At 70.9% G+C, this 25,884-nt stretch carries 21 protein-coding genes, 1 pseudogene and 3 CRISPR repeat arrays (1 of these 25 running past the window's edge); of the genes and pseudogenes, 8 read left to right on the top strand and 14 right to left on the bottom strand.

The features are described 5' to 3' along the window. Positions 1-24: direct repeats of the CRISPR family, unit length 29 nt; it reaches 1,226 nt to the left of the window's first position. A 226-nt stretch (positions 25-250) separates the two neighbouring features. Next, positions 251-656: a CRISPR direct-repeat array (repeat unit 29 nt; unit sequence GTCCTCTCCGCGCAGGCGGAGGTGAACCG). A 6-nt stretch (positions 657-662) separates the two neighbouring features. The 8 genes from AC07D6_RS30765 to AC07D6_RS30730 all read right to left on the bottom strand — a co-directional run bounded on the left by AC07D6_RS30765 (position 663) and on the right by AC07D6_RS30730 (position 8,746). Then, the gene (locus tag AC07D6_RS30765) at positions 663-908 is read right to left on the bottom strand and encodes a hypothetical protein (RefSeq protein WP_479049837.1); all 246 of its coding nucleotides are present in this window, start codon (positions 906-908) and stop codon (positions 663-665) included. A gap of 117 nt (positions 909-1,025) precedes the next feature. Next, a complete protein-coding gene (locus AC07D6_RS30760) occupies positions 1,026-1,325 on the bottom strand; it encodes a hypothetical protein (RefSeq protein ID WP_479049835.1) in 300 nt (99 codons plus the stop codon). An 812-nt stretch (positions 1,326-2,137) separates the two neighbouring features. After that, the gene (locus AC07D6_RS30755; protein ID WP_479049833.1) at positions 2,138-2,872 is read right to left on the bottom strand and encodes an alpha/beta fold hydrolase; all 735 of its coding nucleotides are present in this window, start codon (positions 2,870-2,872) and stop codon (positions 2,138-2,140) included. A gap of 976 nt (positions 2,873-3,848) precedes the next feature. Continuing rightward, positions 3,849-4,559, bottom strand: coding sequence for a type I-E CRISPR-associated protein Cas6/Cse3/CasE (locus tag AC07D6_RS30750; RefSeq protein WP_479049831.1), 711 nt, complete (start codon positions 4,557-4,559; stop codon positions 3,849-3,851). After that, positions 4,556-5,407 (bottom strand): type I-E CRISPR-associated protein Cas5/CasD, encoded by an 852-nt coding sequence (gene cas5e / locus AC07D6_RS30745; protein ID WP_479049829.1) that lies wholly within the window; start codon positions 5,405-5,407, stop codon positions 4,556-4,558. The genes AC07D6_RS30750 and cas5e overlap by 4 nt, the downstream gene beginning before the upstream one ends. After that, on the bottom strand, positions 5,404-6,741 hold the full coding sequence (locus AC07D6_RS30740) for a type I-E CRISPR-associated protein Cas7/Cse4/CasC (protein ID WP_479049827.1): 1,338 nt from the start codon (positions 6,739-6,741) through the stop codon (positions 5,404-5,406). Before AC07D6_RS30740 ends, cas5e begins: the two co-directional genes overlap by 4 nt. Then, positions 6,738-7,265, bottom strand: a complete 528-nt coding sequence (gene casB / locus AC07D6_RS30735) for a type I-E CRISPR-associated protein Cse2/CasB (RefSeq protein ID WP_479049825.1) — start codon at positions 7,263-7,265, stop codon at positions 6,738-6,740. Before casB ends, AC07D6_RS30740 begins: the two co-directional genes overlap by 4 nt. Further along, positions 7,262-8,746 carry a type I-E CRISPR-associated protein Cse1/CasA gene (locus AC07D6_RS30730; RefSeq protein ID WP_479049823.1) on the bottom strand — a complete coding sequence of 495 codons (1,485 nt, stop codon included), beginning with the start codon at positions 8,744-8,746 and terminating at the stop codon, positions 7,262-7,264. The genes casB and AC07D6_RS30730 overlap by 4 nt, the downstream gene beginning before the upstream one ends. A 165-nt stretch (positions 8,747-8,911) precedes the next feature. Between AC07D6_RS30730 and cas3 the strand changes: the two genes are divergently transcribed. Continuing rightward, positions 8,912-11,920: a CRISPR-associated helicase Cas3' gene (gene cas3, locus AC07D6_RS30725; protein ID WP_479049821.1), complete on the top strand. Its 3,009-nt coding sequence runs from the start codon at positions 8,912-8,914 to the stop codon at positions 11,918-11,920. Positions 11,921-13,079: 1,159 nt separating this feature from the next. Here cas3 and AC07D6_RS30720 read toward each other — a convergent pair. The 6 genes and pseudogenes from AC07D6_RS30720 to AC07D6_RS30695 all read right to left on the bottom strand — a co-directional run bounded on the left by AC07D6_RS30720 (position 13,080) and on the right by AC07D6_RS30695 (position 16,950). Then, on the bottom strand, positions 13,080-13,520 hold the full coding sequence (locus AC07D6_RS30720) for an NUDIX domain-containing protein (protein ID WP_479049819.1): 441 nt from the start codon (positions 13,518-13,520) through the stop codon (positions 13,080-13,082). 28 nt (positions 13,521-13,548) lie between these two features. Next, complete coding sequence (locus AC07D6_RS30715) at positions 13,549-14,100, bottom strand: asparagine synthase-related protein (RefSeq protein ID WP_479049817.1); 552 nt, start codon at positions 14,098-14,100, stop codon at positions 13,549-13,551. After that, positions 14,066-14,743, bottom strand: coding sequence for a recombinase family protein (locus tag AC07D6_RS30710; protein WP_479049871.1), 678 nt, complete (start codon positions 14,741-14,743; stop codon positions 14,066-14,068). The genes AC07D6_RS30715 and AC07D6_RS30710 overlap by 35 nt, the downstream gene beginning before the upstream one ends. Next, complete coding sequence (locus AC07D6_RS30705; RefSeq protein ID WP_479049869.1) at positions 14,740-15,138, bottom strand: recombinase family protein; 399 nt, start codon at positions 15,136-15,138, stop codon at positions 14,740-14,742. The genes AC07D6_RS30710 and AC07D6_RS30705 overlap by 4 nt, the downstream gene beginning before the upstream one ends. Positions 15,139-15,230: 92 nt before the next feature. Further along, positions 15,231-15,494, bottom strand: a pseudogene (locus AC07D6_RS30700) (3'-5' exonuclease); the annotation flags it as partial. 340 nt (positions 15,495-15,834) lie between these two features. Continuing rightward, positions 15,835-16,950 carry a tetratricopeptide repeat protein gene (locus AC07D6_RS30695; protein ID WP_479049867.1) on the bottom strand — a complete coding sequence of 372 codons (1,116 nt, stop codon included), beginning with the start codon at positions 16,948-16,950 and terminating at the stop codon, positions 15,835-15,837. Between the two features lie 313 nt (positions 16,951-17,263). Here AC07D6_RS30695 and AC07D6_RS30690 point away from each other — a divergent pair, with 313 nt between their 5' ends. The 7 genes from AC07D6_RS30690 (at position 17,264) to AC07D6_RS30660 (ending at position 25,848) form a co-directional block, all read left to right on the top strand. Next, positions 17,264-17,389 carry a hypothetical protein gene (locus AC07D6_RS30690; protein WP_344345829.1) on the top strand — a complete coding sequence of 42 codons (126 nt, stop codon included), beginning with the start codon at positions 17,264-17,266 and terminating at the stop codon, positions 17,387-17,389. Between the two features lie 147 nt (positions 17,390-17,536). After that, positions 17,537-19,375, top strand: coding sequence for an albusnodin/ikarugamycin family macrolactam cyclase (locus AC07D6_RS30685; RefSeq protein ID WP_479049815.1), 1,839 nt, complete (start codon positions 17,537-17,539; stop codon positions 19,373-19,375). Continuing rightward, positions 19,359-19,664 (top strand): PqqD family protein, encoded by a 306-nt coding sequence (locus AC07D6_RS30680; protein WP_479049812.1) that lies wholly within the window; start codon positions 19,359-19,361, stop codon positions 19,662-19,664. Before AC07D6_RS30685 ends, AC07D6_RS30680 begins: the two co-directional genes overlap by 17 nt. 5 nt (positions 19,665-19,669) lie before the next feature. Further along, positions 19,670-20,083, top strand: a complete 414-nt coding sequence (locus tag AC07D6_RS30675) for a lasso peptide biosynthesis B2 protein (protein WP_479049865.1) — start codon at positions 19,670-19,672, stop codon at positions 20,081-20,083. A 90-nt stretch (positions 20,084-20,173) separates the two neighbouring features. Then, the gene (locus tag AC07D6_RS30670) at positions 20,174-21,184 is read left to right on the top strand and encodes a protein-L-isoaspartate O-methyltransferase family protein (RefSeq protein WP_479049810.1); all 1,011 of its coding nucleotides are present in this window, start codon (positions 20,174-20,176) and stop codon (positions 21,182-21,184) included. 804 nt (positions 21,185-21,988) lie between these two features. Continuing rightward, a CRISPR array of direct repeats spans positions 21,989-22,566; the repeat unit is 29 nt. 2,659 nt (positions 22,567-25,225) lie between these two features. Further along, positions 25,226-25,474, top strand: a complete 249-nt coding sequence (locus AC07D6_RS30665) for a hypothetical protein (protein WP_479049808.1) — start codon at positions 25,226-25,228, stop codon at positions 25,472-25,474. Next, on the top strand, positions 25,471-25,848 hold the full coding sequence (locus AC07D6_RS30660; protein ID WP_479049806.1) for a fic family toxin-antitoxin system, toxin component: 378 nt from the start codon (positions 25,471-25,473) through the stop codon (positions 25,846-25,848). The genes AC07D6_RS30665 and AC07D6_RS30660 overlap by 4 nt, the downstream gene beginning before the upstream one ends. Positions 25,849-25,884 lie beyond the last annotated feature (36 nt).

The raw sequence follows: 25,884 nt of genomic DNA, 5'->3' as shown, positions 1-25,884 counted from the left end.
CTCCGCGCGAGCGGAGGTGAGCCGTCGTCTACGAGCTGCCGGTCGACGACGTCAGGGTTCTCTCCGCGCAGGCGGAGGCAGGTGGCCGGCGGCGGGCCGGACGTCGAGGTGTTCCCTTGTCCGTCGTCCCGTCTGTTCGGGTGGTTACGCTGCTGGTTGGTTGAGGTACGAACCGCAGGCTTGGAGGAACCGTCGTTGCTCAATGCTGGTAAAGAAGTGGCAAAGGGCTGTAGAACCGCAGGTCTCGAAGGGTCCTCTCCGCGCAGGCGGAGGTGAACCGCCCGACGGGCCGTCTGATGGCCGCCCTGTTCCGTCCTCTCCGCGCAGGCGGAGGTGAACCGACGATCGTCGCGCTCTGGGAGCCGGTCCTCGGGTCCTCTCCGCGCAGGCGGAGGTGAACCGGGGGCGGTCTAGATGGCATGGGTGCTGGACACGTCCTCTCCGCGCAGGCGGAGGTGAACCCGTCACGGACGGCGTCTGGCTGGACACCCTGGCGTCCTCTCCGCGCAGGCGGAGGTGAACCGGCGATGTCGACGGCGAGACCAGGGCACGCCAGGTCCTCTCCGCGCGAGCGGAGGTGAACCGAACGTCGTCCCCGGCCTCCCCCGGCCCCACGGCGACCGGCGCGTCCTCTCCGCGCGAGCGGAGGTGAACCGTCTGGGCTACAGCGCGATCCAGCGCAGCTTCGTGCCGTACGCCAGGGCGCTGGGGGCGACGTCCAGGCGGCCGGTGTCCGCGTCGAACTTCACCGCTTGGCCGTGCCCGGCGAGCTCGGGTGCGGCCGCGGCGAGGATATCGTCGAACTGGGCGAGGACGCTGCCGCCGGCGGCCGGGGCGATCATGCCGCGCTCGGTCATCATCGTGATCGCCGTACCCAGTCCGAGCGGCTCGTGGCCCTCTCGCCGCACAGCTGTGCCGGTGTGCCGCCTTCGGCGTGACCGTACGGGCGCCGTTCTTCTTCGACGCCTTCCGGGCGGCGAGCAGGGCCTGGCGCGTGAGGTCGACGCCGGACATCTCGCCGCCGCTCATGCCTGCCCCCACGGGATGTAACCGAGGTCCAAGTGGCCGAGGCTGGCGAGGCGTTGGACCTGGTCCACGAACCGGCTGGTGAACAGGCGCCGGGCTGACATCTCGCCGTGGCGGTCGATGTGGTCGAAGGCGATCTGGTGGTCGTGGGCGGCGCGGGCGCGCCAGTCGGTGACCTGTTCGCGGGTCAGGTCCTCGAGGACGAGCTCCTGCTCCTGGTCGACGTCGACGAACTCCGACTCCGCAGTGGCATCGACGGCGGCGGCCGGGCGCGGCGCGGACAGCGCGACCGGAGCCACCGTTGTGCGCGCTGCTCAAGCCTGCCGCTCTGTCTGGCTCCTGGTGCTCCGCCGCCACGCTGTCGTGCCGGGCTCCGACCACCACGCCACCTTCCAGGAAAGTGACGCTTTTGGCTTCTTTGTCGGTTTCGGTGAAAGTGATGAGAAACAGGGCTGGTGGCACATAGACTTGCAGGTCAGGAAGTGTGCTCCCCGCACCCGCGGGGATGGTCCCCTCCTCCTCACGGGGACGACCGGAACCGGCAAGTGCTCCCCGCACCCGCGGGGATGGTCCCCGGCATGGATCTTTCCGACGAGCGGACGCAGGGTGCTCCCCGCACCTGCGGGGATGGTCCCCAGTAGGCCGCATCCAGGGTGACGGTCATCAGGTGCTCTCCGCATCCTCGGGGATGGTCCCGCCCCGCTCGGCGTGTCCGTCGACCTTGACGAGTGCTCCCCGCCTGCGCGGGGATGGTCCCGGGGCGCTGGCCTGATGGCCGGGCGTGCGGTAGTGCTCCCCGCCAGGGCTACGGTTTCGGCAGCTGCATCAGCGTCGACTCCGAGTGGGATGCGTACGACTCCTTGGTCTGCGTGGGCGATGCCACCGGCGGCGGCCGGGCGGTCTTGCTGGCCCGCAGGGCTGCTTCGCCCGGCCGGTCCCGCGCCGCTCAGCCGCCGCATGTTGAGGTGTCGCGGTGGCTCGGCGAGATCGAGGGGGTCGACATGCCCCTAACGTTCGTAAGTCGGCCCCGACCGGTCTCCGGGCACACGTCCAGCGTCGGCGTGCCGGCCGGGGTTTTCAGGCATCGGGCTGTGCCTCTCGGCCGACGCGGTCAGGAGACGGCCTTGTCGAGGACGCGGGCGAGTTCGGCGGGCGCGGACAGCATCGGCCAGTGCCCGGTGGGCAGGTCGAAGCGCCGCCACGGCGGCTGGTTCAGGTAGGCCAGCATCGGCACCCCGGCTTCCAGCAACCCCGTGAAGTCACGGCAGGCGATCAGGACACGGTTCACACCGGGACCGGGCTCGGCCGGGCCGGCGAGACGCTGGGTGAAAGTACCGAACGGCTGAGGGGTGGCACGCGTGCGCAGAGCGTTCCGCTGGCCCTCATCGAGCCCGTCGAGGCTGCTGGACAAGCCCAGGACATCAAAGGGCGGCATCGGTAGCCGCCACCCGTCGCCGGAAGCGTCGACCTGCTGGCGCAGCTGGTCCGCTGCCTGCGGTGGCATGAGGTCGAGCATGCACATGCCTGCGGCGAACGGGGCGCTGTCCACGTAGATCACGCGCTCCAGGCGGTCGCCGAGACGTCCGGCTGCCCCGGTCACCGGGGCAGCCGCGTAGCTGTGGGCGACCAGCGTGACGTCGCGCAGATCGTTCCGCTCGACGAATCCCGTGATGTCCGCGATGTGCGTCTCCAGGTCTGTCTGGGGGCCGACCTGGTCGGCGTGTTCGGCCAGGCCGGTCAGGGTCAGCGGCAGCGCCGTGTGGCCGCGCTCCTGCAGAGCGCGGGCGGTGTCTTCCCAGACCCACGCCCCGAGCCAGGCGCCGGGAACGAGTACGAAGGTGGCCATGTGATCTCCCAGAAGTAGGTGCTGCGGGGAGCGTAAAGTCGATACAGGACAGAATCCGCCCTGAAATGCCGTGCTCTCCGCGCGAGCGGAGGTGAACCGATCGCAGCCCTCGCGCTGCGCCTCGAGGGGTGGTCCTCTCCGCGCAAGCGGAGGTGAACCGCCGCGCGTGAGCACCCCGGGCTGTCGCCGGCCGTGCTCTCCGCGCGGGCGGAGGTGACCCGGTGGGGCGGCAGTGACCGGAGCGGCCATGCCGTGCTCGGTCGTCATCATCGTGATTGCCGCACCCAGCCCGAGCGGTTCGCGGTCGTCCCGCCGCGCAGCCGTGCCGGTGCGCCACTTCGGCTTCATCGTGCGGCCGGCGCTGTTCTTCGTCGCCGCCTCCCGGGCTGCGAGCAGGGCTTGGCGCGCGAGATCGCTGCTGGACATTTCGCCGCCGCTCATGCCTATCCCCATGGGATGTAGCCGAGGCTGAGGTGGCCGAGGCCCGCCAGGCGTTGGGCCTGGTCGACGACTTGCTGGTGAACAGGCGCCGGGCCGAGGTCTCGCCGTGGCGGTCGATGTGGTCGAACACGATCTTGTGGTCGTGGGCGGCGCGGGCGCGCCAGTCATGGTCCTGCTCACGGGTCAGGTCTTCGAGGACGAGCTCCTGGTCGGCGTTGGCGCACTCCGGCTCCGGAGGGGAGACGGTGGCTGGGCACGGCGCGGCAGGCCCGCCAGCGTCCCGCGTACGGCACAGCGGGCTACCCCCGCGGGTGCGGGGACGACACGCGAGCATCCGACGTCACCTCCCCCCGCGTCGGGCTACCCCCGCGGGTGCGGGGACGACATCGCCGGTACGTCCCGGCTCACGATCGGCCGCGGGCTACCCCCGCGGGTGCGGGGACGACTCTCCACGACGACGGATTGCTGCTGACCATGTCACCGGCCATCCGTCGTCGCTGCTCGGGCCCCTGTAGACGGGGTAGGGAGGTGCTGTTTAGCGGATAAGGAGTAGTCCGCAGCTGTAGGCACGAGCATGGCCGATGCCTTCGCTGAGGGCCGTCGCCAGGGTTGCGGGGTCGGTGATGGTGAGGCGGCCCTTGATTTCAGCACGGGTGAGGGTAAGGCCTTCTCGGATGCCGCTTCTGAGGGTGCCGGTCATGCGGATGCTGAGCTTGTCGGGGTCGGTGGTTGCTCCGATGCGTGTCACGCCGTCAGGGGCGATGGCTGGTTCGTCGAGGGCTTGGAGGCGACGGGCGAACCAGTGCTTGACGTGGTGAGGCGACCGGTGGGCGGTGCGCTTGCCGCGGGTGAGTGGACTGCTGGGTGTCTTTCGGGGCGCTGATCGGGTGGGGTTGACGACGGTACGGAAGGAGACGGTGTCTCCTGCGGTGAGGGTTCGGTCTACGGTGATGGTGTGCGGTTTGTCCTTTAAGGCATCGCTGGGGATGTTGGACCAGTCCGCCGGGACGCGCGCTTGGACGACGAGGACGAGAACGCCGGCTTGAAGGTCGACAGACCAAGTGGAGAGCACGCCCATCTGGGAGCGGGGGGCGGAGGCGCCGTCTTCGACCCACCCGTAGAAGCCGGACATGACGGTGCGATGCATGTGCTGTGCGTCCACCATGGCTTTGACCACGAAAGGGTGGCGGGCGTCGAGGGTGAGGACGCTGTGGGAGGTGACGAAGCGGGCGGGCTTGGGGGTCACGGGATCACGTCCCATTCGATGGCGTGCGGGTCAGGAGTGATGCGGGTGCGGACTTCCCACCGTCGGGTGTGAGCCCGCTGATCGGGGTGGAAGCTGATGGGCTGGTCGGGCATGGAGGTGGCGCCCGGCGTGCTGGGGGGCACCTCGATCCAGGCCCAGGGCTCGTTCATGGGGCTGTTGGGAAGGAGCGCGGTGTGAGTGAGAGCCTGTTCGGCGGGTCCGTCGTGAATGCGGCCGGCGAGGGTGCCGGATGGCGGGCATGACTTGCGTCCGAGCCAGAGGAGCCGTTGTGGGTGTTCCAGGGCATGGGCGATGTTGGCCAACAGGTCGTGGTCGGGGTGCTCAAGTGCAGCGACAAAGGCGGCGTCGGCGAGATACCAGCGTTCGGTGATCATCGCAGTACGGGACAGTTCGCTGGAAACCAGCGTGCCAGAGGTGGCGTCGGTGGTGATGTACTTGGGTGCGCCATACCAGCTGGGCAGGTCGTGGTGGCCGAAGGTCGGTGCAGGGTTGTCATGGGTATGGGCGGTGGCGTTGGCGCGGCGGTGGTCGGTGATGAGGTCGCGGGGTCGCAAGGGGTAGCGGCCGCCGCCTACGGTGTGGTAGTCGCGGATCGGGGTGCCGGGCTGGTCGGCACGGACACCGAAACGGATCTCAGTGAGGTGGGCGAGGGGGCTGTCCGGGTCCTTGTCGAAGGGGTCGGTGCGGTCGTGGCCCAGTGCTGCAGCGCATAGGCCGAGCACACCGGATTTGGTGGGGTGAGTGTGGGTATCGCGTCGGGCGAAGCGGGACACCGCCCCCCAGGACTGCAGGGGGGCGGCGAGCCGGACGAGCAAGGTGAAGGTCACGCTGTCAGCTCCTCAGGGGTGACGGCTTCTTTCGCCGGGAAGGAGTTGGTGGCGGCCAGCTCGTTGATCAGTGTGTGGATGTCCATGTCGTAGGTCAGCACCTTGCCGGGGGTGATGTCGGGGCGGCGGGCGGTGACGAACGCGTGGTGGTCCAGGAGGCGGCGGGCGGCAGCGTGGGCGGCGGGGCCGTCTTCGGTTTCGTCGATCGGCTTTTGGAAGGCGCCGGCGTAGTTGTAGGGGCGGTCGCCTTCGAAGGCGAGGACGAGGCCGGGCAGGGAGCCGGTGGAGGCGGTGCTGTTTTTCTTGGCCTCGGGGAATGCGTCGACGAAGGCGGTGACGAACTCCTTCTCAGCTGCTTCGGCGGCGGCTTCGGCTTTTTCCTCGGTCATGCCGGCGGCTCGGAGGTTGTTGCGCAGTGCCCGCCGGTCGAGCACGGCGTGACGGTAGAACGTTCCGGAGATGAGTGATTGGTAGCCGGTCATGCCGGCGCCGGAGTCATCGGCCGCGTCGAGGAAGTCCAGCGCGTTCTTCTTCCGCTCCAGCTTGGCGTCGTCTGCCGCGGCATAGAAGTCGTCCACCTGTTCGGCTTCATGGACGGTGAAGGCGTGAGCGGTCTGGATCGCCCCGTCGACGTTGGGCGAGTCGGCGATTTCGGCGAGGAACCGGCCGTACAGAGCGATGTCGATGGCGTCGCGGGGAGCGAGCGCTGTCAGCACCGCGGTGCGGTTTGTCTTGGGGAGGAGGGGAAGCTTCCCTGATTCTGCAGAGGGTTCGGTCTCCTCGGGGGCGGCGTCGGCCGGGCTCTTTTTCTTTCCCTTGGGCTTCTCCGCTGCCTGCTTGGCCGCCAGGTAGTCGGCCACCCATGGGCCCAGGGTGTCCCGTTCGGCGTGGAGGTGTTCTGCGATCTTGTCGCCGGCGTCTGCCGGAGCGAACACCAGGACCTTGGTCAGGTTCGCTGTGGTCTTCTTCGCCGGATCGCCGAACTTCAGGCCAATGGCCTCCAGCACGCAGCGGGCGGTCGTTACCGCCTGCTCCTGGTCCCAGCCGTACTGGGTGTGCAGGGCTCGGGCGGTGGTCAGCGCCCACTCACGGGTGCGTACGCCCATGGTGTGGCCGGCCAGCGCACCGGTGCCGGAGTTCGCGCGGTTGCGGGAGTGGACGCGCTCGGCCCGGCGCCGGGCCTGGCTAGTGATCATGTGTCGCTCGACTCCGCCGTAGATGATCGACTTCGGGGAGCCGTTCTCGTCACGGACCGGCAGGGCGGCGACGACGGTTTCCAGCAGGTGGAGCGACAGGAACTGGCGGCCAGTGAGGGTGGGAGGCGTGCTGGTCACTTCGAGGTCTCCTTTTTGGCATATGTGCTGGTGTGGAAGTCGTGTGCCCAGCCGCGGTGGATGGGCCGGCCGCGCTCGTGCCACCGGCTGAGATCGTCGGTGAGGCTCACCCATGAGGGAGGCGGTACGTCGCAGGCCCGCAGCCGTTCGATGGCGTGTTGCAGATGCCGCCAGGGGATGCGGCGGCTGGAGACGAGCCGGTCCATGAGGCGAGAGGCGCCAGGGTCTTTCGGTCCCCGGGCGACAGGGCTGCCGATTCGGCGGGCGGCGGCGCCCAGGCTGTTGAAGCCGTACGACGGTTGGGAGGCGCCTCGGTGGTAGACGGCGAAAAGGAAAGCGACCTGCTCGTAGATCTCGCGCTGCGCTTCGGTGGGGGCGTGGGAAGCGGCGGTGATGTGGCTGAGGGTGAGGGCCCGGGGGCGGCGGAGTGCGGCGAGCTGGCCGTAGTCGCGGGTGCGGACCAGACCGGCTAGCCACCCGGTCAGTTGCTCGGCCGGGGTCCTGTCGGTGTTGTCGGTGGTCATGCGAGCGGATCCTCCGTCGCGGGGGCCGGATTGTTCTTGGCGAGTTCGGTGACGAGGCGGTTGGCTGCCTCCGCGTGGGCGCGAAAGCCCTGGCTGTTAGGAGGCAGGGAGGCCAGGCGGTGTTCGAGCAGGCGTTTGGCCGTGGTGTGGAGGGTGGCCGCGTAGGTGCGCAGCGCCTCGACGACGGAGTCGCTGTGGGCGGCTGCCTCCAGGAGTGTGTGGAAGGGTTCTGCCGTAGCGGCCCAGTGCTCGCCGCGCGCGTCGAAGCGCGCGATTTGCGCTGCCTTGTCGGCTGGTTTCGGGTTGGGGTAGGCGATCGTCCATGCGGTGTGCGCGGCCTTGCCGAGGCAGGTGGCCACATGGTCGGCGATGCGCGCTCCGGTCTCGGCGGCCTGCCGCAGCGCTGCCTGGCGCCCGGGCACGAAGGGAAATTCGTCGGCGACCCAGGTGACTGCCGTCGTTTGTCGGGCGATCAGGCCGACGGCCCACAGCGTGACGGGGTGGCTGGCGGGTAGGGACGCGATCCGTCCGTACAGGTCGGTGCCCTTGGTGCGCTCGGCGACGGCTGCGTACAGTGCGTGGGCTTCACGCCACAGGGCTCGGGCTGCTGATGGGGCGAGCGGCTTCGTCGTGCCGTTCGCTGTGGTGGTGAAGACGACGTCTTGCAGGTAGGCGGCGGGTAGGGGGGCGAGAAGTTCGCCGGCGCCGATGAGGACCCGGTCCACGCTCACGGTGCCGTCCTTCTGCGTCGTGGGCCGCAGGAGGATTGACCTGCCCAGGACGGAGTGCAGGTCGGCAGGGCCGTCGACTGGGCGTCCTTGAGGCTTGGTGGTGAAGCCGCGGCGTTCTCGCTGTGTCCAGGTGCGGTTGAACGTGCCCGGCTCGCCAGGGTGTGGGGCGAGGTTGAGGCGAAGGGTGTCGCCGAGGGTGGCGCCCTGTGCGATCACGCGGATTCGGGAGCCGAGCCTACCGACGGCGAGGTTGGTGATCGTGGGGCCCAGTGTCTCCTTGCCGGAGATCCTCGCGCGGCCGCCGAGTCCGTAGGTGTGCTGTGTGAGTAGGGCTCGGAATGCTGCCGCGGCGGGGAGCGGGGCGGGGTGCTCGAGATGGTGGTGGTCGAAGAACTGGATGTAGTCGCCGGTGTGCTCGATGACGAGTTGGGCGGGGCCCGCGCCGTGCTGGTCAAGGAAGGGTGCCAGGAGCGCGTTTTGCCCGAACGGGGCTGCGGAGTCGAGCAGGTCCCAGTCGGAAGCGGGCTGGTCACGTAGCCACGCGGCGGCCGGACCGAGGGGTTCTTGTTCCGTCACCCAGTCCTCCCACTCCTCCTCTGTGGCGGGGTAGGTGCCGGAGGCGTAGCAGAGGGCGAGGAGGAATTCGATCAGCGCGACCGTCTCGCCTGGGGTGGAGGCGTTGATACACCGCAGGTCATCGGCGGTTTCCAGGGTCTCGGCGATGCTGAGTGTCAGCGGGCGGCCAGCCATTGTCAGTGCTGGGGTGCATGCTTCGGTGCGGACGTCCCATCGGGGCCGTAAGGCCGTCGGGGGTGGCGGTGCTTGGCTGCCCATCAGATGTCTCTCACTCTCTTACGTTTGCGGTTCCAAGCGGAGAGGATGAGGCGTGACCGTAGCACAGCGGAGAGTGACTGTATGACCGAAAACCGGAAACCGGACAAGCCCTACCGGCTGGTATGGGGTAAGACCGACCGCCGTGGCCATTCCCGCAAGCAAGGCGGCCCCGACTGGAACCCCCTGCCCGCACACCTTCTCGACGCCGCCGCAGCCGCGCTCGAGCTATGGGACCGCTACCTCGCGCCCGCCATGCGAGCCCGGCTCATCGAAGCGTTCGGCGCTGGCGACGAGCGCACTGCCCGCGCAGTGACCGCGTTCTACGTCGCGCTGCACGACCTTGGCAAAGCATCCGCCGCCTTCCAGCGCCAGTTCGGACGTGGCCGATTCTCGACCACCCGGTTACGGGTCGCCCGCCAGGCATGGGAGACAGCGGCGCGCGATGCCGGCCTACCGCTTCCCGAAGACTGGGAAGCCGCCTGGTGGGCCCGCCACGAGCACGTCACCGCCGCCGTACTACCCCACCTGACCGGCTGCGACTGTCCTCCAAGTGAAGGATGCCGCGACCGGGCCCACCGCGGCCTTCACGCCGCCGCCTACGGGCTGGGAGCCCACCACGGCCACTTCCCCGACCACGACACCGTAAGCAAAGCCCACGGTGCCGCCGGACCCGAATGGGCACCCGTCCACCAAGACCTCGTGGCCACCGTCGCCCACCTCACAGGTGTCGACGTGTCCCGCCTTGTCGACACTGTCGCGCCACTGCGCCCCTCCGCGCTAGTGGCCTTCGCCGGGCTCGTCGTCCTCAGCGACTGGCTCGCCTCCGACGAGACCCGCTTCACCTACCGCCACACCGGCATGCACGACACAGCCTGGTGGGCCGCCTCCCAGGACAACGCCAGGCAATCCGTCAACGAACTTCGCCTCGAACGATGGCCCACCGCCCAGGCCACCTGGGAAGAGATCTGGCCCGGCACGCACCCGCGCCCGTTCCAGGCCGACACCATGCGCATCCTGCCCGAAACCGGACCAGCCATGATCATCGTCGAATCCGACACCGGCTCCGGAAAAACCCGCCTCGCCCTGTGGTGCGCCCACCACCTGGCCGTACGTAACGGATACCAGGGCCTCTACATGGCGATGCCCACACGGGCCGCGACCAACCAGGTCGCCACCGAAATCGAAACATTCATGACCAACGCTGTCACATCCGACGCAGCAAACCTCGCCCTCGTCCACGGCACCGCCTTCACCACCGACACCGTCCACCGCCTACTGGACGCCGCCCGCCCCACCCCGCCCCCCGAAGACCCCGGCGGAATCGAAGACCTCATGGGCTTCGTCATGGGCACCCTCGACGACGCCCATCACGAACATCCCGCCCCCTCCGACAAACCCACCAAGAGCCGCGCCATCCTGGACCCCTGGTACCTGCGCCGCTGCCTTGGCCTCGTAGCCACCTTCGGTATCGGAACCATCGACCAGGTCGTCCTCGCCTCCCAAAGATCCCGGCACTGGTTCCTGCGCCTGTTCGGCCTGATGAACAAAACCGTCATCATCGACGAAGCCCACGCCTACGAGCTCTACCAACAAGACCTCCTCACCGCAGCCGTCGAATGGCTCGCCGACGCCGGCGCCTCCCTGGTAGTCCTTTCCGCGACCCTCCCCACATCCGTCCGCGACAACCTCACCCAAGCCTGGTGCACCGGCCTCGGCGTCACCCCCCAAGACACAGGCGAAACAGGCCCCATCACCGTCCTCGACACCGCAGGACGCATTCGCCGAGCCGGCCCCACCCCCACCCAAGCCCCAGCCCTCAACACCACCATCACCCTCGACCCGGACCCAGGCCCCCAGCAACTCGCCGCCGAACTTCTCACCCAAGCAGCTAACGGCGGCTGCGTAGGCGTAGTCCGCACCAGAGTGGCCTCTGCCATCGCCCTCTACGAACAGGCGAAAGCCCAAGCCGAGAAACTCGGCTGGCACAAAGACGAGATCATCCTCCTCCACGGCCGGCTCATGCCACGCGACCGCCAGCCCCTCGAGGAGAACCTCACCCACCTCCTCGGCCCCGGACCTGACGAAACCCGCCACCAGGGACGCCCCAACCCCCACCGCCCCAAGCGGCTCCTCATCATCGCCACCCAGGTCATCGAACAATCACTCGACCTCGACTTCGACCACCTGACCACCGACCTCGCACCCGCCGACCTGCTCCTCCAGCGCCGAGGCCGCCTCCACCGGCACACGGTCAACGACCAATACCGCCCCCAGTGGTGCCGGCAACCCGCACTACGCGTCCTCTACCTCCCCCATCCCCACCACCCTGACTTCCCCCTCGTCGAACCTCCCAAGGGCAAGAAGACCGGCAACCCCGACGGATTCGTCTACGCCCCCTACACACTCGCCGCCACATACCACGAACTCGACCGCCGCCGCTCCCCCGACACGCTCGTGCGAATCTCCACCCCACGCGACTCCTCACCCCTGATCGAAGCCGTATACGGCCCCCGCCAGACCACCACCCACCCCCACTGGGAACCCCTCCTCACACGCACCTGGACCACCTGGCAAGAAGCCCTCGCCAACGAGCGCAACGAAGCCAACGGACGCGTAGTACGCCCTTACACAGGACCCCGGCGGCGACCCGCCGGCCCCAAGACGCTCGCTTCCGGCTCGGCACACGGCGATGGCGACGACGGCGGCATCAAGGGCATCCGTGCCGTGTCCCGACTCGGCGAACCCTCCATCACCGCTGTCTGCCTCTACCAGCAGCATGACGGCACACTCACCTACGACCCGCAAGGACAAAACCCAGCAGATCTAACAGACCACACTAACCCTACGAATCACCAAGAAGTCACCTCATATCGACAACAACAGCGAGACCTCCTACTCAACACCATCACCATCCCCCCAGCATGGTTCCGCGGCACCGCACCCCTGCCAGCCGTAGAAGCCTGGCCCTCCGTCGACCAGCCTGCGGTCAAACGAACCGCCGTCATCATCCTCACACCAGCCGGCACCTGCATCTCAGGCCCCGCCGGACGCATCATCTACAGCCCCGCCACCGGCCTGAGCAAACGCTGACCACAAAAAAGGGGCCCGACCAAAGGTCGGGCCCCACATCCCCGCACACGCGGGGCGCTGGCACTCTGTTTCGTTTGCGAGGGCCATCCCCGAACACGGGGCACAGGGAACCTTACTGCCGAACCACCACACGCCTACCGCCAAGACTTCCCGTACGGCGGTGCCCCCCGCCCGCGCGGGGACGGCCCCCGGTGTACGGTCAGGCTAGGGCTGCCCTCGACTTCCCCCGTCTGTGCGGGGATGGCCCCTGGGGCCACGCCGTCGGTGCCGGAGACGACCGGCACTCTCCGCTCACGCGAGGATGGCCTCAGCACCTCGTCCGCAAGGTTCTTGAAGCCGACGCGCTCCCCGTCCGCGCGGGGATGGTCCCAAGCTCCGCGCCTGGGAGGCGACTGACACCCGATGCTCCCCGCGTCCGCGGGGATGGGTCCGAGTTCGAGTACTCACGCGAGTAGTCGGGGCGTGCTTCTCGCGCTCGCGCGGGGATGGTCCCTAGGTGCCGGCTCCGGCGCTGGTGTTCTGCGCGTGCTCCCCGCCCGCGTGGGGATGGTCCCGCGGTGGGCCAGATGCTCAAGACCGGACTTGCGTGCTCCCCGCGCGTGCGGGGACGGTCCCCACGTCCGTCAGCCTGTCCGTGTCGACGGTGCAGTGATCCCCGCCTGCGCGGGGATGGTCCCCCACCTACAGAAATCTGGGGGTGATCCATGGCGTGCTCCCCGCGCCCGCGGGGATGGCCCCTCGATCCACCAGGCCGCCCCCACCCGCCGGGTGTGCTCCCCGCTGGCGCGGGGATGGCCCTGGGCGCCCGCTGCATCTTGAACGCGGCCGAGGTGCTCCCCGCCCGCGCGGGGATGGTCCCCTCGGCAACGCACCAGCAGGTTTGGAGGGCCTGTGTTCCCCGCGTCCCCGGGGATGGTCCTGCGGCGATCGGCCGGGAGATCGGCCGGAACGAGTGCTCCCCGCGCCTGCGGGGATGGTCCCGAGCTTGGGTGTGCCCAGGACGCCGGTGAGTGGTGCTCCCCACGTCCGCGGGGATGGTCCGACGCGGCCGTCGCCGGTCTCCTCGTTCTCGTAGTGCTCTCCGCGCCCGCGGGGGTAGCTCGCAGCACGACGCGATCGTGACCGCCGCCGGCCGGTCGTCCCCGCACCCGCGGGGTGTTCAGGAGGGCCGGGCGGCCAGGTAGCGGTGGATCCCGTCCTTGATGAACGGCGGGATCGTGAGGGTGTCTAGGTGTTCGGGGGCGAAGAACTGGAGCTTGACGCCTTCAGCGAGCGGCAGCCGCGTCTCGTCGCCGTCCCAGCAGGCGGCGAAGAACGTGATGAGCTGCCCGGAGCCGCAGGCGTCGGGGGCCTCGAACAGTGCGGTGAGGTTCCGGGGTTCGAGGCCGGCTTCCTCGTCGAGCTCGCGGATGATCGTGGCGGCCGGGGCCTCGCCGGGGTCGCAGCCGCCGCCCAGCAGGCTCCAGTGGTTCGGCCAGGCGATGACGCCGGGCAGGTCGTCGCGCAGGTGCATCAGCAGCTCGCCGCGGCGGTTGGTGATGATGGCGACGGCACCGCGGGCGGTGGCCGACCTCTTGGCGTCGGTGGTGTCGGAGTGCATGCCGACACGGTAGTGACGAGCGGGGTCGTCATGCGGCCGCCCTGAGGCTCTGGTCGGAGAACCAGGCGGCGGCCATCAGGGCCTGCATGCGGGTGCGGTCGAACCGGCCGCCGGGGGCGAGTCCCGCCTCCAGCAGCGGCCGCCAGGCGGGCGGGGCACCGGCGAGCGCGGTGGTGATCGTCGTGTCGACCCAGGCGGCGAGCTGTCCGTTGAGCCAGAGCGGGACGGGGCTGGAGAAGCCGACCTTGTCCCGGCTCGCCCAGACCTCCCGGGGCAGACCGAGGACCTTGGCCGCGTCGCGCAGGATCCGCTTGCCCTGCACCGGATCGATGATCTTGTACGAGGTGGGGAGCCGGTAGGACAGCTCGACCAAGTCGCGGGCCAGATACGGGGAGCGGCGCTCGAGGGCGTAGGCGGAGGCGAGCTTGTCGCTGGTCATCACCAGCGGCCGCCAGGCCGTCGCCAGGTCCGCGAGCGTCAGCCCGCGGGCGATGTCCCCGCCGGCCCGGGCGAACGCTTCGGCGACCAGGGCCCGGATCCGGCCCTCAGGGTCGGGCCCGCGCAGCACCAGACGGGTCACCGCCTCCGCGGGGGCGAGCGGCTCGCCGGCCGGGTGCAGAAGCTTTCCGACCAGCGGCCGGTACGCCTCCAGGGGCGCGGGGACGACCGTGTCCCTGTGCCAGCCGAACGTCATGGCTGGGGGCTGCCCCCGCAGGCGCGGGGACGCCCCCTCCCACCGGCGCCCGACCTCGTACCCCTGCGGGCGCGGGGACGACGTCGGCGTGCGCGGCCTCGACGGCTTCGGGGTACGCCTCGCGCTTGGCGTGCTCGGCGAGCGCCCGACAGATGATGGCCACGGAGGGGTTCTGTCCCTTGCGCTTGCCAGTAGGGATGATCAGGCCGGGCTGAATCCGCTCGACGGACTCGCCGCCCGCGCGGCGCCGCAGCACGGTGTGGAGCATGTCGTCGGTGATGACCGGCGGCCGGCCGCCGCGCCTGCTCTTGCGGGTTGCGATGTCGAGCCCTTCCAGGGGCGACTCGCGGATGTTCTCCCGCTCGGTCTCCGCCATCGCCGCGAAGAACGCGAACAGCAGTTTGCCGGGACCAGTGGGGTCGTAGATGCCGGGCAGGGGCCCGGCGAGCATCTCCAGCACCAGACCGTGGGCGGTGAGATGGTCGGCGAGCGCGGTGAGCTCGGCGGCGTCGCGGCCGAGCCGCTTCATCTCGTACACGTGAAGATGACCCGGCAGTGCGGGGCATGCGCCTTGACTTCCCGCGCCGTCCTCAGCGCCTCCTCGAACTTCAAGCGGACCCGCACCCGGGTGCTGATCCTCTCGCTGAAGATCTTGTCCCTCGGGGTGCCGTGCCCCGCGAGCGCGTCGAGCTGGGAGCCGAGTTCCTGCCCGAAGGTCGAGCAGCGGGCGTAACCGATGCGGATATCCGCGCTCGGCAGGTCCGGCTCAATGGGCGCCGGCGGCGGGGTGCCCGGCCGCCACGGGCGGCCCGGTCCGCGGCTGGCCGGGGTGGGACCCTCAGCGCTTTCTTCAACCGGGGCATCAGGGTGAAGCGGCGGGTGTGGTAGACGGAGGCGACCGCGCCGCCACGCTTGACCGACCACAGTCCGCGCCAGACTGCGTACGGCACCATCGTGTCCTCCCACCGGACCCGGGCCAGCCACGCGTCCGCCGCGGGGTCGCCGTGGTAGCGGTGGAGCTCGCGCTCGATGACGCCGCGGTCGAAGTCCATCTTGTACGCGACCGCGACCCTGCCGTAAAGGGCGTCGGTGAGGCGGGGCAGCAGCTCAGCGAAGGCCGGGAGCTGGGCGAGGCGGTCCGGGGTGATGCCGTGCACGGCGACGGCGGCCGGCTCCCGAGGGGCGTTCGGCTGCACGTACTCATTGAAGACCACGGTGCCCTGGCGGTCGACGGCGGCGATCTGCACCACGTACGCGTTCTCCAGCCCGGTCGTCTCCACGTCGATAGCCAGGAGCGAGTCGTCGGCGAGGAGGCGGCGGGCCCAGGCGGCGACCTGCTCGCGCTCGCGGATCCGCGACGGCGGGCGCCGCAGGGCATGGATCGCGTCGTCCAGATCGCGGTGCGCCTCAGGGCTGCCCTGCACCCGCCACAGCGGCCGGCCGCCGTCCGACTCGGCCGTCACGGTGCCCCGATAGACCGCGGCCTCGTACAGCGGCCAGGGCGGGCGGTCGGTGTTGGCGGGCCGTACGAACTGCACCGGTTGCTCGTCGACGTCGCGGACGAACAGGTCGTCCCAGGTGGCCGGGTTCTCGGTCTGCCGGGCGGTGGTCACGGGCGCCTCACGCGCGGGTTGCGATGCGCTCGCCGAGCTCGGCGGCGGCGGCCGGGCTGTCGGGGATCGAGGGCAGGCGGGCGGCGATGTTGGTCAGGCCGTCGTTGATCCGTACGGACTGCACGCCGTCGGCGCAGTCGAGGAACTCGCTCCAGGTGGCCAGGGCCGTCTCGGTGTTGCCGCGCTTGAGCTGGACGTGTCCGAGGTCGGCGAGCACGATCGCCCGGGTGCGCTTGCGGTCGAGGCCGTGGATGTCGAGAGCGAGGTGGAGGTGTTCCTCGGCGGCGGCGAGGTCCCCGAGCTTGGCGTGGATCATGCCCGACTCGTGGGCCCATCGGCCGTGGCTGTAGTGGCTCGCCCAGGACTGCCCCGGCAGGGCTGGCGCGTGCTCGATCGCGGCCTGGGCGGAGGTGAGGAGCTTCGCGGCGGTGGTGTGGTCGCCATCGGCTGCTGCCGCCCGGGCGTAGGTGTTGCGGTAGTAGGCGAGCGCCTTGGGGTTGGTCAGCCTCCTGCCGCGCTGCTCGCACGCCTCGGCGAGCCGTACGGCGGTGGGGATGTGGCCGAGGTCGATGGCCTGGTCAGCGAGCCCGCGCAGGGCGGTAGCAGCAAGTTCGTTCTCGCCGGCTTCGGCGGCGAGCCGGTAGCTGTGCAGGTGGTACTTCTGGCTCAGGCCCTGGTTGCCCTCGTCGCGGGCCATCCAGCCGATCAGGTGCACCAGCTCGCTGGTCGCGGCGAACAGCTCCCGGCCGGTCTTGTCGGTGTAGCGGCCGTCCAGCCACCGCTTCACGTCCACGGTCAGGTACCGGACCGCGAGGTGGCGGGCGTGGCCGCCGCCGAGCTCGGCGGCGGCGTCGCCGAGGGTGGTGGTCATCGTGCGGACCGCGGCGACCTCGCCCGTGCCGACCGCGACGGGGCCGGGCCGGTTCGCGCGGCGGGTGACCGCTTCGGCGTCTGGGAGGTCGAGCGCGGCCAGGCCGACGGCGGCGGATGCCGCGAGGAACTGTCGTCGGTCCACGTCGGTGCCTCCCAGGAGCATGACCGAGGTCACGGTATCGGCGAACTGGCCCCCATTGTCCTCGGACAGATCGATGTTGAGGACCTGTTCGATGAACGGCAGCCACACCCGGGGGACCCGTAAGCCCTTTTCCCACCGGTAGACCTGCTGCCGGTCGAGGAATCCCGTCTTCCCCCAGCGCGCCACCGACAGCTCGTCCGCGAGCTTCTCCTGGCTGCATCTGGGCCGCCGTGCTTCGCGCGCGGCGCGGATGCGTTCCCCGATGGTCATGTCCGGCCCGATCGTCCGTCGTGCTGGTTCACAACTGGTTTACAGCTGGCAGACATTCTGGCAGCTCCCCACGGGCCGCGTCTGCGCGTTGACTGATGGTCACCAGCCCGGCGACACAGACAGCCGGGCAACGAGCGGAAGGAAGTCCACCATGGGCGAGAACACCACCCCGGTCTACCAGGCCCCCGTCGTCCTCGACGCTGGCGCCGTCGTCGTGGTGACGCTGGGCACCAACAACTTCGACACCGCCGACGACACCCAGTACAAGAACGCCTGACCCGCGAACGGCCGGGGCCCGGTGGGGAATCGAGTGCCACGCCCTGACCCCGGCAAGGAGGCGCCGGGCCTGCTTCGCCCTCGTACTGGGGCGGGCGGGCTCGGCGCCTTCGCCTTTCGACACGTATGGAGAAGGGAGAGGGCACCGATGAGGTGGAGCGCGGGGCGGTACGGGGCCGCCGGGAGTAACCGGCGGCCCGCCGGAGGCCGGGCGATCCCCGGCCTGGACAGCACGTGGACGTGCGGGTGGCCGGCCGCCCGGGTCCGCACGGTGGGCGACGAGCGGGCGGCGCTGGCGGTGATCGGCGAGTGCGGCACCGACGACGCCCAGCTCCAGGGCGCGCTGCCGGCTGTACGGGCGAAAGGCTGGCGGGCGCTGACGCGCTGGCCCGGCTCGTACCTCGTCGTCGCCCGCAGCGGCGAGACGCTGGTGATCATCGGGGACCTGGCCGGGCAGCACCCGGTGTACTACCGCACCGACGCGGCCGGCATTTGGTGGTCGACGGCCGCCTCCGCGCTCGCCGCGCTGGACGGCGCCTCCATCGACGTGACCGCGCTCGCCGCGCATCTCGCCTTCGGACAGCCCGACGTGCTCGCCGACCGGAGCCTGTTCCGCGACGTGAAGCGGGTGCCCGGCGGGCACCTGCTGCTACTCGGCCCCGACGGGGCGGCAGTCGAGAGGTACGAGCCGGTGTCCTACCCGCGAGTGGATCTGCGTGAGCAGGCCCCGGTGGTGCGGGCCGCGCTCGCCGAGGCGGTCGCCGCCCGGATCGGCGACCGGCCGGTCAGCGCGGACCTGGCGGGGCTGGACTCCACCACGCTCGCGTGCCTGGCCGCCCAGCGGGGGCCGGTGGCCGCGGTGACGTTCGCCGACGAACGCCTGCGTGACGACGACCTGGCGTTCGCGGTCCGCACCGCGGCCACCGTGCCGGGACTCACCCACCATACGGTCCCCGGTGCCGCGGGCACGGTGTACTACGCGGGCCTTGACGACCTGTCCGCCCTGCCTGTCACCGACGCCCCGAACGCGTACGTGGTGACCGCCTCGATCAAGCGGGCCGTCCTCGACACGGTCGCCGAGAACACCCCTGGCCCTGGGGTGCACTTCACCGGCGCGGCCGGCGACGCCGTCCTGTCCGCCCCCTCCTCCTACCTCGCGGATCTGCTGCGCGAGCGCAGGAACCGCCGGGCGTTGCAGCACGCCCTGGCCCACGCCCGCCTGCGGCACACCTCCGCCTTCCACGTCCTTGGCCGCGTCCGCCCGGCCTCCAAGGTCGACCTAGCCGGGGCCTGGTGGCAGACGGCCGCCGAACTGCGCGGGCCCGCGCGGGACTGGATTCCCCAGGCTCAGCGCCCGCTCGCCTGGACGCCGCTGCTGGCCTCGGCGGACTGGATGACCCACGGCGCCCGCCTGATGCTCGCCTCCGCCGTGGACGAGGCCGCGGGTGAGCTCACCGACGCGCCGACCCGGCTGGCCGAGTGGTCCGACCGGCAGGACCTCGCGCGGGTCGGAGCGGACACCGCCGGGTGGCGCGCGCTCGCACTCGCCGGACACGGCATCGAGCTGGCCGCCCCGTTCCTGGACAACGAGGTGATCCGGGCCTGCCTGGCCGTGCCCGCCGACGAGCGCGGCGCCCCCGGCACCTACAAGCCGCTGCTGGACGCGGCGTTCACCGACAGCCGGGTGCTGCCCGGCTTCGTGCTGGCCCGTACGACGAAGGGCGGGTTCAACGCCCTCGCGTACGCGGGCCTGCGCGACAACGCGCCCATCCTGCTGGACCTGCTGGGGCCGTCGTCGCAGCTGGCTGCGCTCGGCCTGGTCACCGAACAGCCGGTCGCAGACGCGCTCGCCCGGGCCGCAGCCGGGCAGCCCACCGCCCAGGGAGCCCTGCACCTGGTGGTGGCCGCCGAGGTGTGGCTGCGGCAGCACGCCACCGCCCCGACGACGTGGTGGGAAGAGGTGAACGGCCGTGTGGTGGCTGCGTGAGAGCACCCACCCCGTGCTCACCGACGAGGGCGGCGCGATCCTCAGCGAGCAGACCGGCCGCTGGGTCTACCTGACGTCGACCGCGTCGGCCGCCGTGATGCTCCTGCTCTCCTCCACCAGCCAGGAGGAAGCCACTGATCGGTACGCCGAGCGGTACGGCATCGGCGCCGAGCAGGCCGCCGCCGACGTCCGTACGGTCGCCGAGGCCCTGGCCACGCAGGGCCTCGCACACGAGGGGGAAGCGCCGTCCTGGCCGCGCCGCCGATGGTGGAAGGGGTGGCGGTCGTGACCAGCATGGAGGCATACTCCACCGTCCGCACCGGCACCTTCGGTGAGCGGCTGGCCGCCGCGGCCGGGTTCGCGCTCGCCCTGGTCCTGCTACGGCTGCCGTTCCGGCACACCGTCCGGGCCGTCCGTCTCGTCCGCTGCCTGGGCCGGCGAGAGTTGGACGCGGCCCGGGCCGAGGTTCTCGTCGGCGCGGTCCGACACACCGCCCGCTGGTGGCCGGGCCGGGCCGCCTGCATGGAGACCTCCCTCGGAGCCGTGCTCACCGCCGCCCTGCTCGGCCGCCGTCTCAACTGGTGCCTCGGGGCCCGGTTCGCGCCGCCGCCGGTCGAGTACCACGCCTGGGCCGACCTGCCCGGCCACGGCCCCGTCGGCGAGTATGCGGACGCCGGATGGCACCACCACACCGCCCTGACGATCTGACCCCGCCGACCAGTCGCCGGTCGCGTGTCCTTCACCCGCCCGGAGCAGTTGTCGCATACGAGTGCCCGTAGCCCCTCGAAGGAGTGAGCAGTGACCACCGTCGCCGACGCCGCCGAGTCCGTCACCGAACGCCACTACACCCACCACGACGGCCGCGGCGCCACCCCACACCGCTCCAACCCGGCCGTGATCCACCGTGAGCTCACCACCCTAGACGTCCACGACGGCATGAACGTCGTCGAGTTCGGCACCGGCTCCGGCTACTCCGGTGCCCTGCTCGCCGAGCTCGTCGGCCCCACCGGCCATGTCACCAGCCTCGACATCGACGCCTACCTCGCGCGCTGGGCGAACCTCATTCACCACGAGCGCGGCCTCGACCACATCTGCTGCCACGTCGCCGACGGCACCACCGGGTTCGCGGACAAGGCCCCATACGACCGGATGGTGGCCTGGTGCACCCCGCCGCTGCTGCCGAAAGCGTGGGTGGACCAGGTCACCGACGGCGGCCTGATCGTCGCCCCGCTACCGATCGCGACCGTCCCCAACATGACCGTGGTCACCAAGATCCGCGTGAACGGCGGCGAGCCGGTCGTGGAAGCGGTGTTCACCGGCGGGTACATCGAGGCGACCGGCTCCCCGAAGGACAACCTCGACCTGCCAGGCCGGTGGGTGGACTGGGAGAACCGGACGCCAGCCCCGTCGTGGATCTCCATCGCCTGGCGCGAGCGCGACGACCACCTCCACACCGGCGCCCGCACCGCGCTCGCCCGCCTCCTCAAGGACGCCTACACCGAGCCGTACGACGGGGGCGAGCTCGACTGGCCGTCCTGGCGGACCTTCACCGCCACCCAGACCGACCCGCAGCTCACCATGGCCGGCCTCACCCCGGACCTGTGGGCCATCGGCCACTCCACTGCGACGACGGCCGCCGTCCTCCAGCAGGACGGAACGATCCTCGCCGACCGCCCCGACTCCCCGTCCCTCGCCATCCTGCGCGACTGGCTGACCGCCTGGGAGGCCGCCGGACGCCCCGCACCCGAGACCTACACCCCCGCCCTCGCCCGCGGCGCCGACGGCTGGCACCTGCGCCTGACCCGATAGGCGGCGCCGAGCCCTCGAAGCTCAGGGGGCCCGGGCAGGGCCCCTGGCCATCTCCGGCCCGCCCCAAGACCCGAGCACACGATGGAGACATAGCCGGGCGGATACACCGCTGCGCGTACATCGGACTACCCCCGCGGGTGCGAGGACGACCCGGAGAGGGACAGGGCGAGGAGGGTCGTCGTCGAACTACCCCCGCCTGCGCGGGGATGGTCCCGAGGGGTTGATCGAGAGCCGGGGGCGCGGCCGGTGCTCCCCGCCCGTGCGGGGATGGCCCCTCGGCCCGCCCGTACTGCTACATCAGGGGGCGGTGCTCTCCACGTCCGCGGGGATGGTCCTGGGGCGCCGGCCTGATAGCCGGGCGTGCGGCAGTCCCCCCGCCAGGGCTATGGCTTCGGCAGCTGCATCAGCGTCGACTCCGAGTGGGGTGCGTACAACTCCCTGGTCAGCGCGTGCGACGCCACCGGCGGCGGCCGGGTGGTCTTGCTGGCCCGCGCGGCTGCTTCGCCCGGCCGGTCCCGCGCCGCTCAGTCGCCCGCCGTCGCACCGGCACTGAGCCGCTGCGAAGCCATCTGCCTACTGCCGAGCCGTCGTGGCGCCTTGCCCCCCGCTGCGCCGCCGCTGCGCGCGTCGCTTCGGCCGGCCACCCTATCCGGGCCCTGATGTCCCACCGCCGTACTGTCGTGCCGGGCCACGGCCGCCACGCTCGCCCCCTTCGGAAAAGTGAGGCATTTGACCCCTTTATCGGTTTCAGTGAAAGTGATGAGAAACAAGGTACGCGGCGCATAGAATCGCAGGTCAGGAAGTCTGTTCCCCGCCTGCGCGGGGATGGTCCCTCCAGCAGTTCAACGAGCGCGGTGCCGACGCGCTGTTCCCCGCCTGCGCGGGGATGGTCCCGCGGCCTTGCGCGGCTGGGGGTGGGTCTGCTCCTGTTCCCCGCCTGCGCGGGGATGGTCCCGCACCGCCCGACGTGTCCGACGAGCCGGTGACCTGTTCCCCGCCTGCGCGGGGATGGTCCCGCGGGTGACCGCATCGGCGGTGGTGTGTCCGCCTGTTCCCCGCCTGCGCGGGGATGGTCCCATCCCGTAGCTCATGTCTTCCGACAAGGCGTTCTGTTCCCCGCCTGCGCGGGGATGGTCCCGGCTGCCCGGACGCCATGCGCCACAGCCACTCCTGTTCCCCGCCTGCGCGGGGATGGTCCCGGGGCGGCCCCCAGCCAGTGCTCCAACACCGGCTGTTCCCCGCCTGCGCGGGGATGGTCCCGTGGCTCCGGCCATGAGCTGGGTGGGCCACTGGTGCTCCCCGCCCGCGCGGGGATGGTCCCTGGAACGCTGCCAGGATGGGGGTCTTACCCGAGTGCTCCCCGCCCGCGCGGGGATGGTCCCGTGACGAGGGGATGTCCTCGCCGTCCGGGTCGCGCTCCCCGCACCCGCGGGATGGCGCTGTGAGATCGCCGGCCCCTCTACCTACGGAAGACGCGGTCGGGCCAAGTTCCTTCTCGCCGCGCCCCCGGCGTGCCGCCGGTGCTCGGCTGGGTCGACGCGCTCCCGCCGCCGCACACCCGTTTTAACATATATGGGCCTTCTGTCGGTTTCGGTGAAAGTGATGAGAAACCGGGGTGGCGGCGCATAGACTCGCAGGTCAAGAAGTGTGCTCCCCGCCCGCGCGGGGATGGCCCACGCGGCCTCCCAGGTCCGCCCGTGGCTGCGGAAGTGCTCCCCGCCCGCGCGGGGATGGCCCCCGGCAGCGGCCGACCACGAAGCTCACCATCTGGTGCTCCCCGCCCGCGCGGGGATGGCCCCATCGCGCGGCTCTGAGCGGGCTTGACGAGACGGTGCTCCCCGCGCCCGCGGGGATGGCCCCGCGCCGGCCGCGATCTCCTCGTAGAACCCCCAGCGTTCCCCGCCCGCGCGGGGAGGCCCCCAGGCCCGGCGCGCCGCCTCTATCCGCGTCGGGTGCTCCCCGCGCCCGCGGGGGTGGTCCCCGTCGATGACCTTGCTCGGGTCACCGCCCTTGGCGCTCCCCGCGCCTGCCGGGATGGTCCTTCGCGGAAGGCGGGATTGTCGCTGGACGCGATGTGCTCTCCGCCCGCGCGGGGGGCCCTACCAGTTGCAGCAGGGCACGGGCGCGGCCAGGTGCTCCCCGTGTCCGCGGGGGTAGCGCTGCGGGACCGTCGGTCCCCACTTCCAGAAGATGCAGTCAGCCAGATTCCTTCTCGCCGCTCCCTCGGCGTGCCGCCGGTGCTCGTCCGGATCGACACACTCCCGCTGCCGTGCCACTGCTGCCCACCCGCCCCTCAACCACCCACTTTGGTCTATATAGGCGCTCTGCCGGTTTCGGTGAAAGTGATGAGAAACCGGGGTGGCGGCGCATAGACTCGCAGGTCAGGAAGTGTGCTCCCCGCTCGCGCGGGGATGGTCCCGGCGCCGGCCGGCAAGGACTCCGGAGCTTCCGGTGCTCCCCGCTCGCGCGGGGATGGTCCCGTGACGGCGCCGCCGACGGTGGAGTAGATGCCGTGCTCCCCGCTCGCGCGGGGATGGTCCCGTCGCCTGGTCCGCGTCCCCGATCGAGGGCGGGTGCTCCCCGCTCGCGCGGGGATGGTCCCCCCCTCGCAGCCCCAGGCGGCAGAACCCCCGGGTGCTCCCCGCTCGCGCGGGGATGGTCCCTCGCGAGAAGTGAGGAGAACGATCATGGGCAGGTGCTCCCCGCTCGCGCGGGGATGGTCCCCGATGCGCTGCGCGACCTCGCCGCCGCCATCCGGTGCTCCCCGCCCGCGCGGGGATGGTCCCTGGCCCGCGCTGCGGCCGTGGCCTTGGGGCGGGTGCTCCCCGCCCGCGCGGGGATGGTCCCGACGGGGAACCGGCGACCGCCCAGACTCAGGAGTGCTCCCCGCCCGCGCGGGGATGGTCCCTCAGCGGCCTGGCGGCGCTGCTCCGCCGCGCGGTGCTCCCCGCTCGCGCGGGGATGGTCCCCAGCTCCCGTCCGTCACCGACATCCGCATGGCGTGTTCCCCGCTCGCGCGGGAATGGTCCCGTGGCCGGGGCTGTTGCTGCCGTGGTCGCGTCGTGCTCTCCGCGTCCGCGGGGATGATCCCATAGGAACGTTCCTATGTCAGAGCGGCGAACGGTGCTCCCCGCGTCCGCGGGGATGGCGCCGCGACCGATCTGCGCGGCAACGCCAACGCGACGTGCTCCCCGCACCCGCGGGGATGGCCCCCGGGCGACTTCCGTGAGCCGCGCCATGGTGAGATGCTTCCCGCACCTGCGGGGATGGCCCCGCCTCCGGCGGCATGCCGGCCACCAAGCGGCGGTGCTCCCCGCACCCGCGGAGATGGTCCCGTCGTCGCCGACCCGGAGTTGCGCTTCACCCCGTACTCCCCGCCCGCGCGGGGATGGTCCCGCGGTGGTGGACGACGACCTGTCGTGCCGGGCGTGCTCCCCGCCCGCGCGGGGATGGTCCCCGACAGTCGTAGGACCGACAGTCGGGAACCCGGTGCTCCCCGCCCGCGCGGGGATGGCCCCCAGATGATCCAGCAGGAGAAGGAACGCATCGCGTGCTCCCCGCGTCCGCGGGGATGGTCCCAGTTCCCAGGGCTCCTCGGGATGCGACCAGCCGTGCTCCCCGCCTGCGCGGGGATGATCCACCGGCGTCTACATCGCCGATGACCTCGCCTTCGTGCTCTCATAAAGCCGGGGGCCATGGCAGGAGGAGCCGGAGCATGTTCCGGCTGGTGTTCTCCTGCGTTTGTGGGGATGGCTGCATGGGCCCCACCCCTTGACGTTTAGGGGACCTCGCCTCAGCAGAGTGGTATCGCCTGGCTTGTCCTACTTATGTCTTTGGGGTCTTCGCTCCTGGGTAGCGGTGCGGCAGGCGGCTTTCGCGGGGTAATCCAACCCGGGTGGGATTTTCGCTACGGTGGAAACGTGCAGTGGGCAGACAGCCGGGACCATCGTCTCGGTTGTCTGGCCCCCCAAGCCCTGTCCGGCCCCGTAGGTCGTTGTCGGCTCGTCCCGGTGCCGTTCCCCCAGCCGCCAGGAGACTGTCATGAGTGGTCAGGAATCGAACACTACTGGTCGTGAACTTCGCATCAGCGTGACGGAAGAGGTCTACGAGCAGTTGGAACTGCTCGCTGCCGACCACCAGGTGCCGGCCGAAGAGTACGCTGCGCGCATGATCGCCGATGATGTGGCTCGCGCTCGCTTCCTGACCGGGGCCCGCGAGTTCATCACAGAGAACGCCGACTACTTCGCCGAACGATTTGGCCCCCGCTCGGCCGGAGGCCAAGCCGCGTGATCCTCACCGTCGACCTCGGCTGGCTCCTCGAAGTCGCCCAGCAGCAGATCCCCGGCGACCCGGACGTCATCGACTACGGCGCGCTGGAAGCGGCCCGCGCCCGGCACTGCGCCGTCGTCATGGGCACCACCGTCTACCCTGAACCGCACCACCGGGCAGCCGCCCTGCTCCAAGCGTTAGTCCGGCTGCCTGCCCTGGAGCACTCCAACGAGCTGTACGCCGCCGCCGTAGCCGTCGCGTTCCTGCGCGCCAGCGGCCAGACCGTCAAGGTCACCGCCATCCAGGCCGCCGATCTCGTCGAACAAGCCGCCACCGGCCAGCTCGACGTCCGCGTCATCGCCCACACCCTGCACTCCTGGACAGAACAGGGCTGACTTCCTCCCACACTCGGACCGTCGAAGACGGCCGCA

This window comes from Streptomyces sp. NPDC045287 (assembly GCF_056432325.1).
The sequence above is the reverse complement of the archived record's forward strand: the minus strand, read 5'-3'. Positions and strand labels throughout refer to the sequence as shown.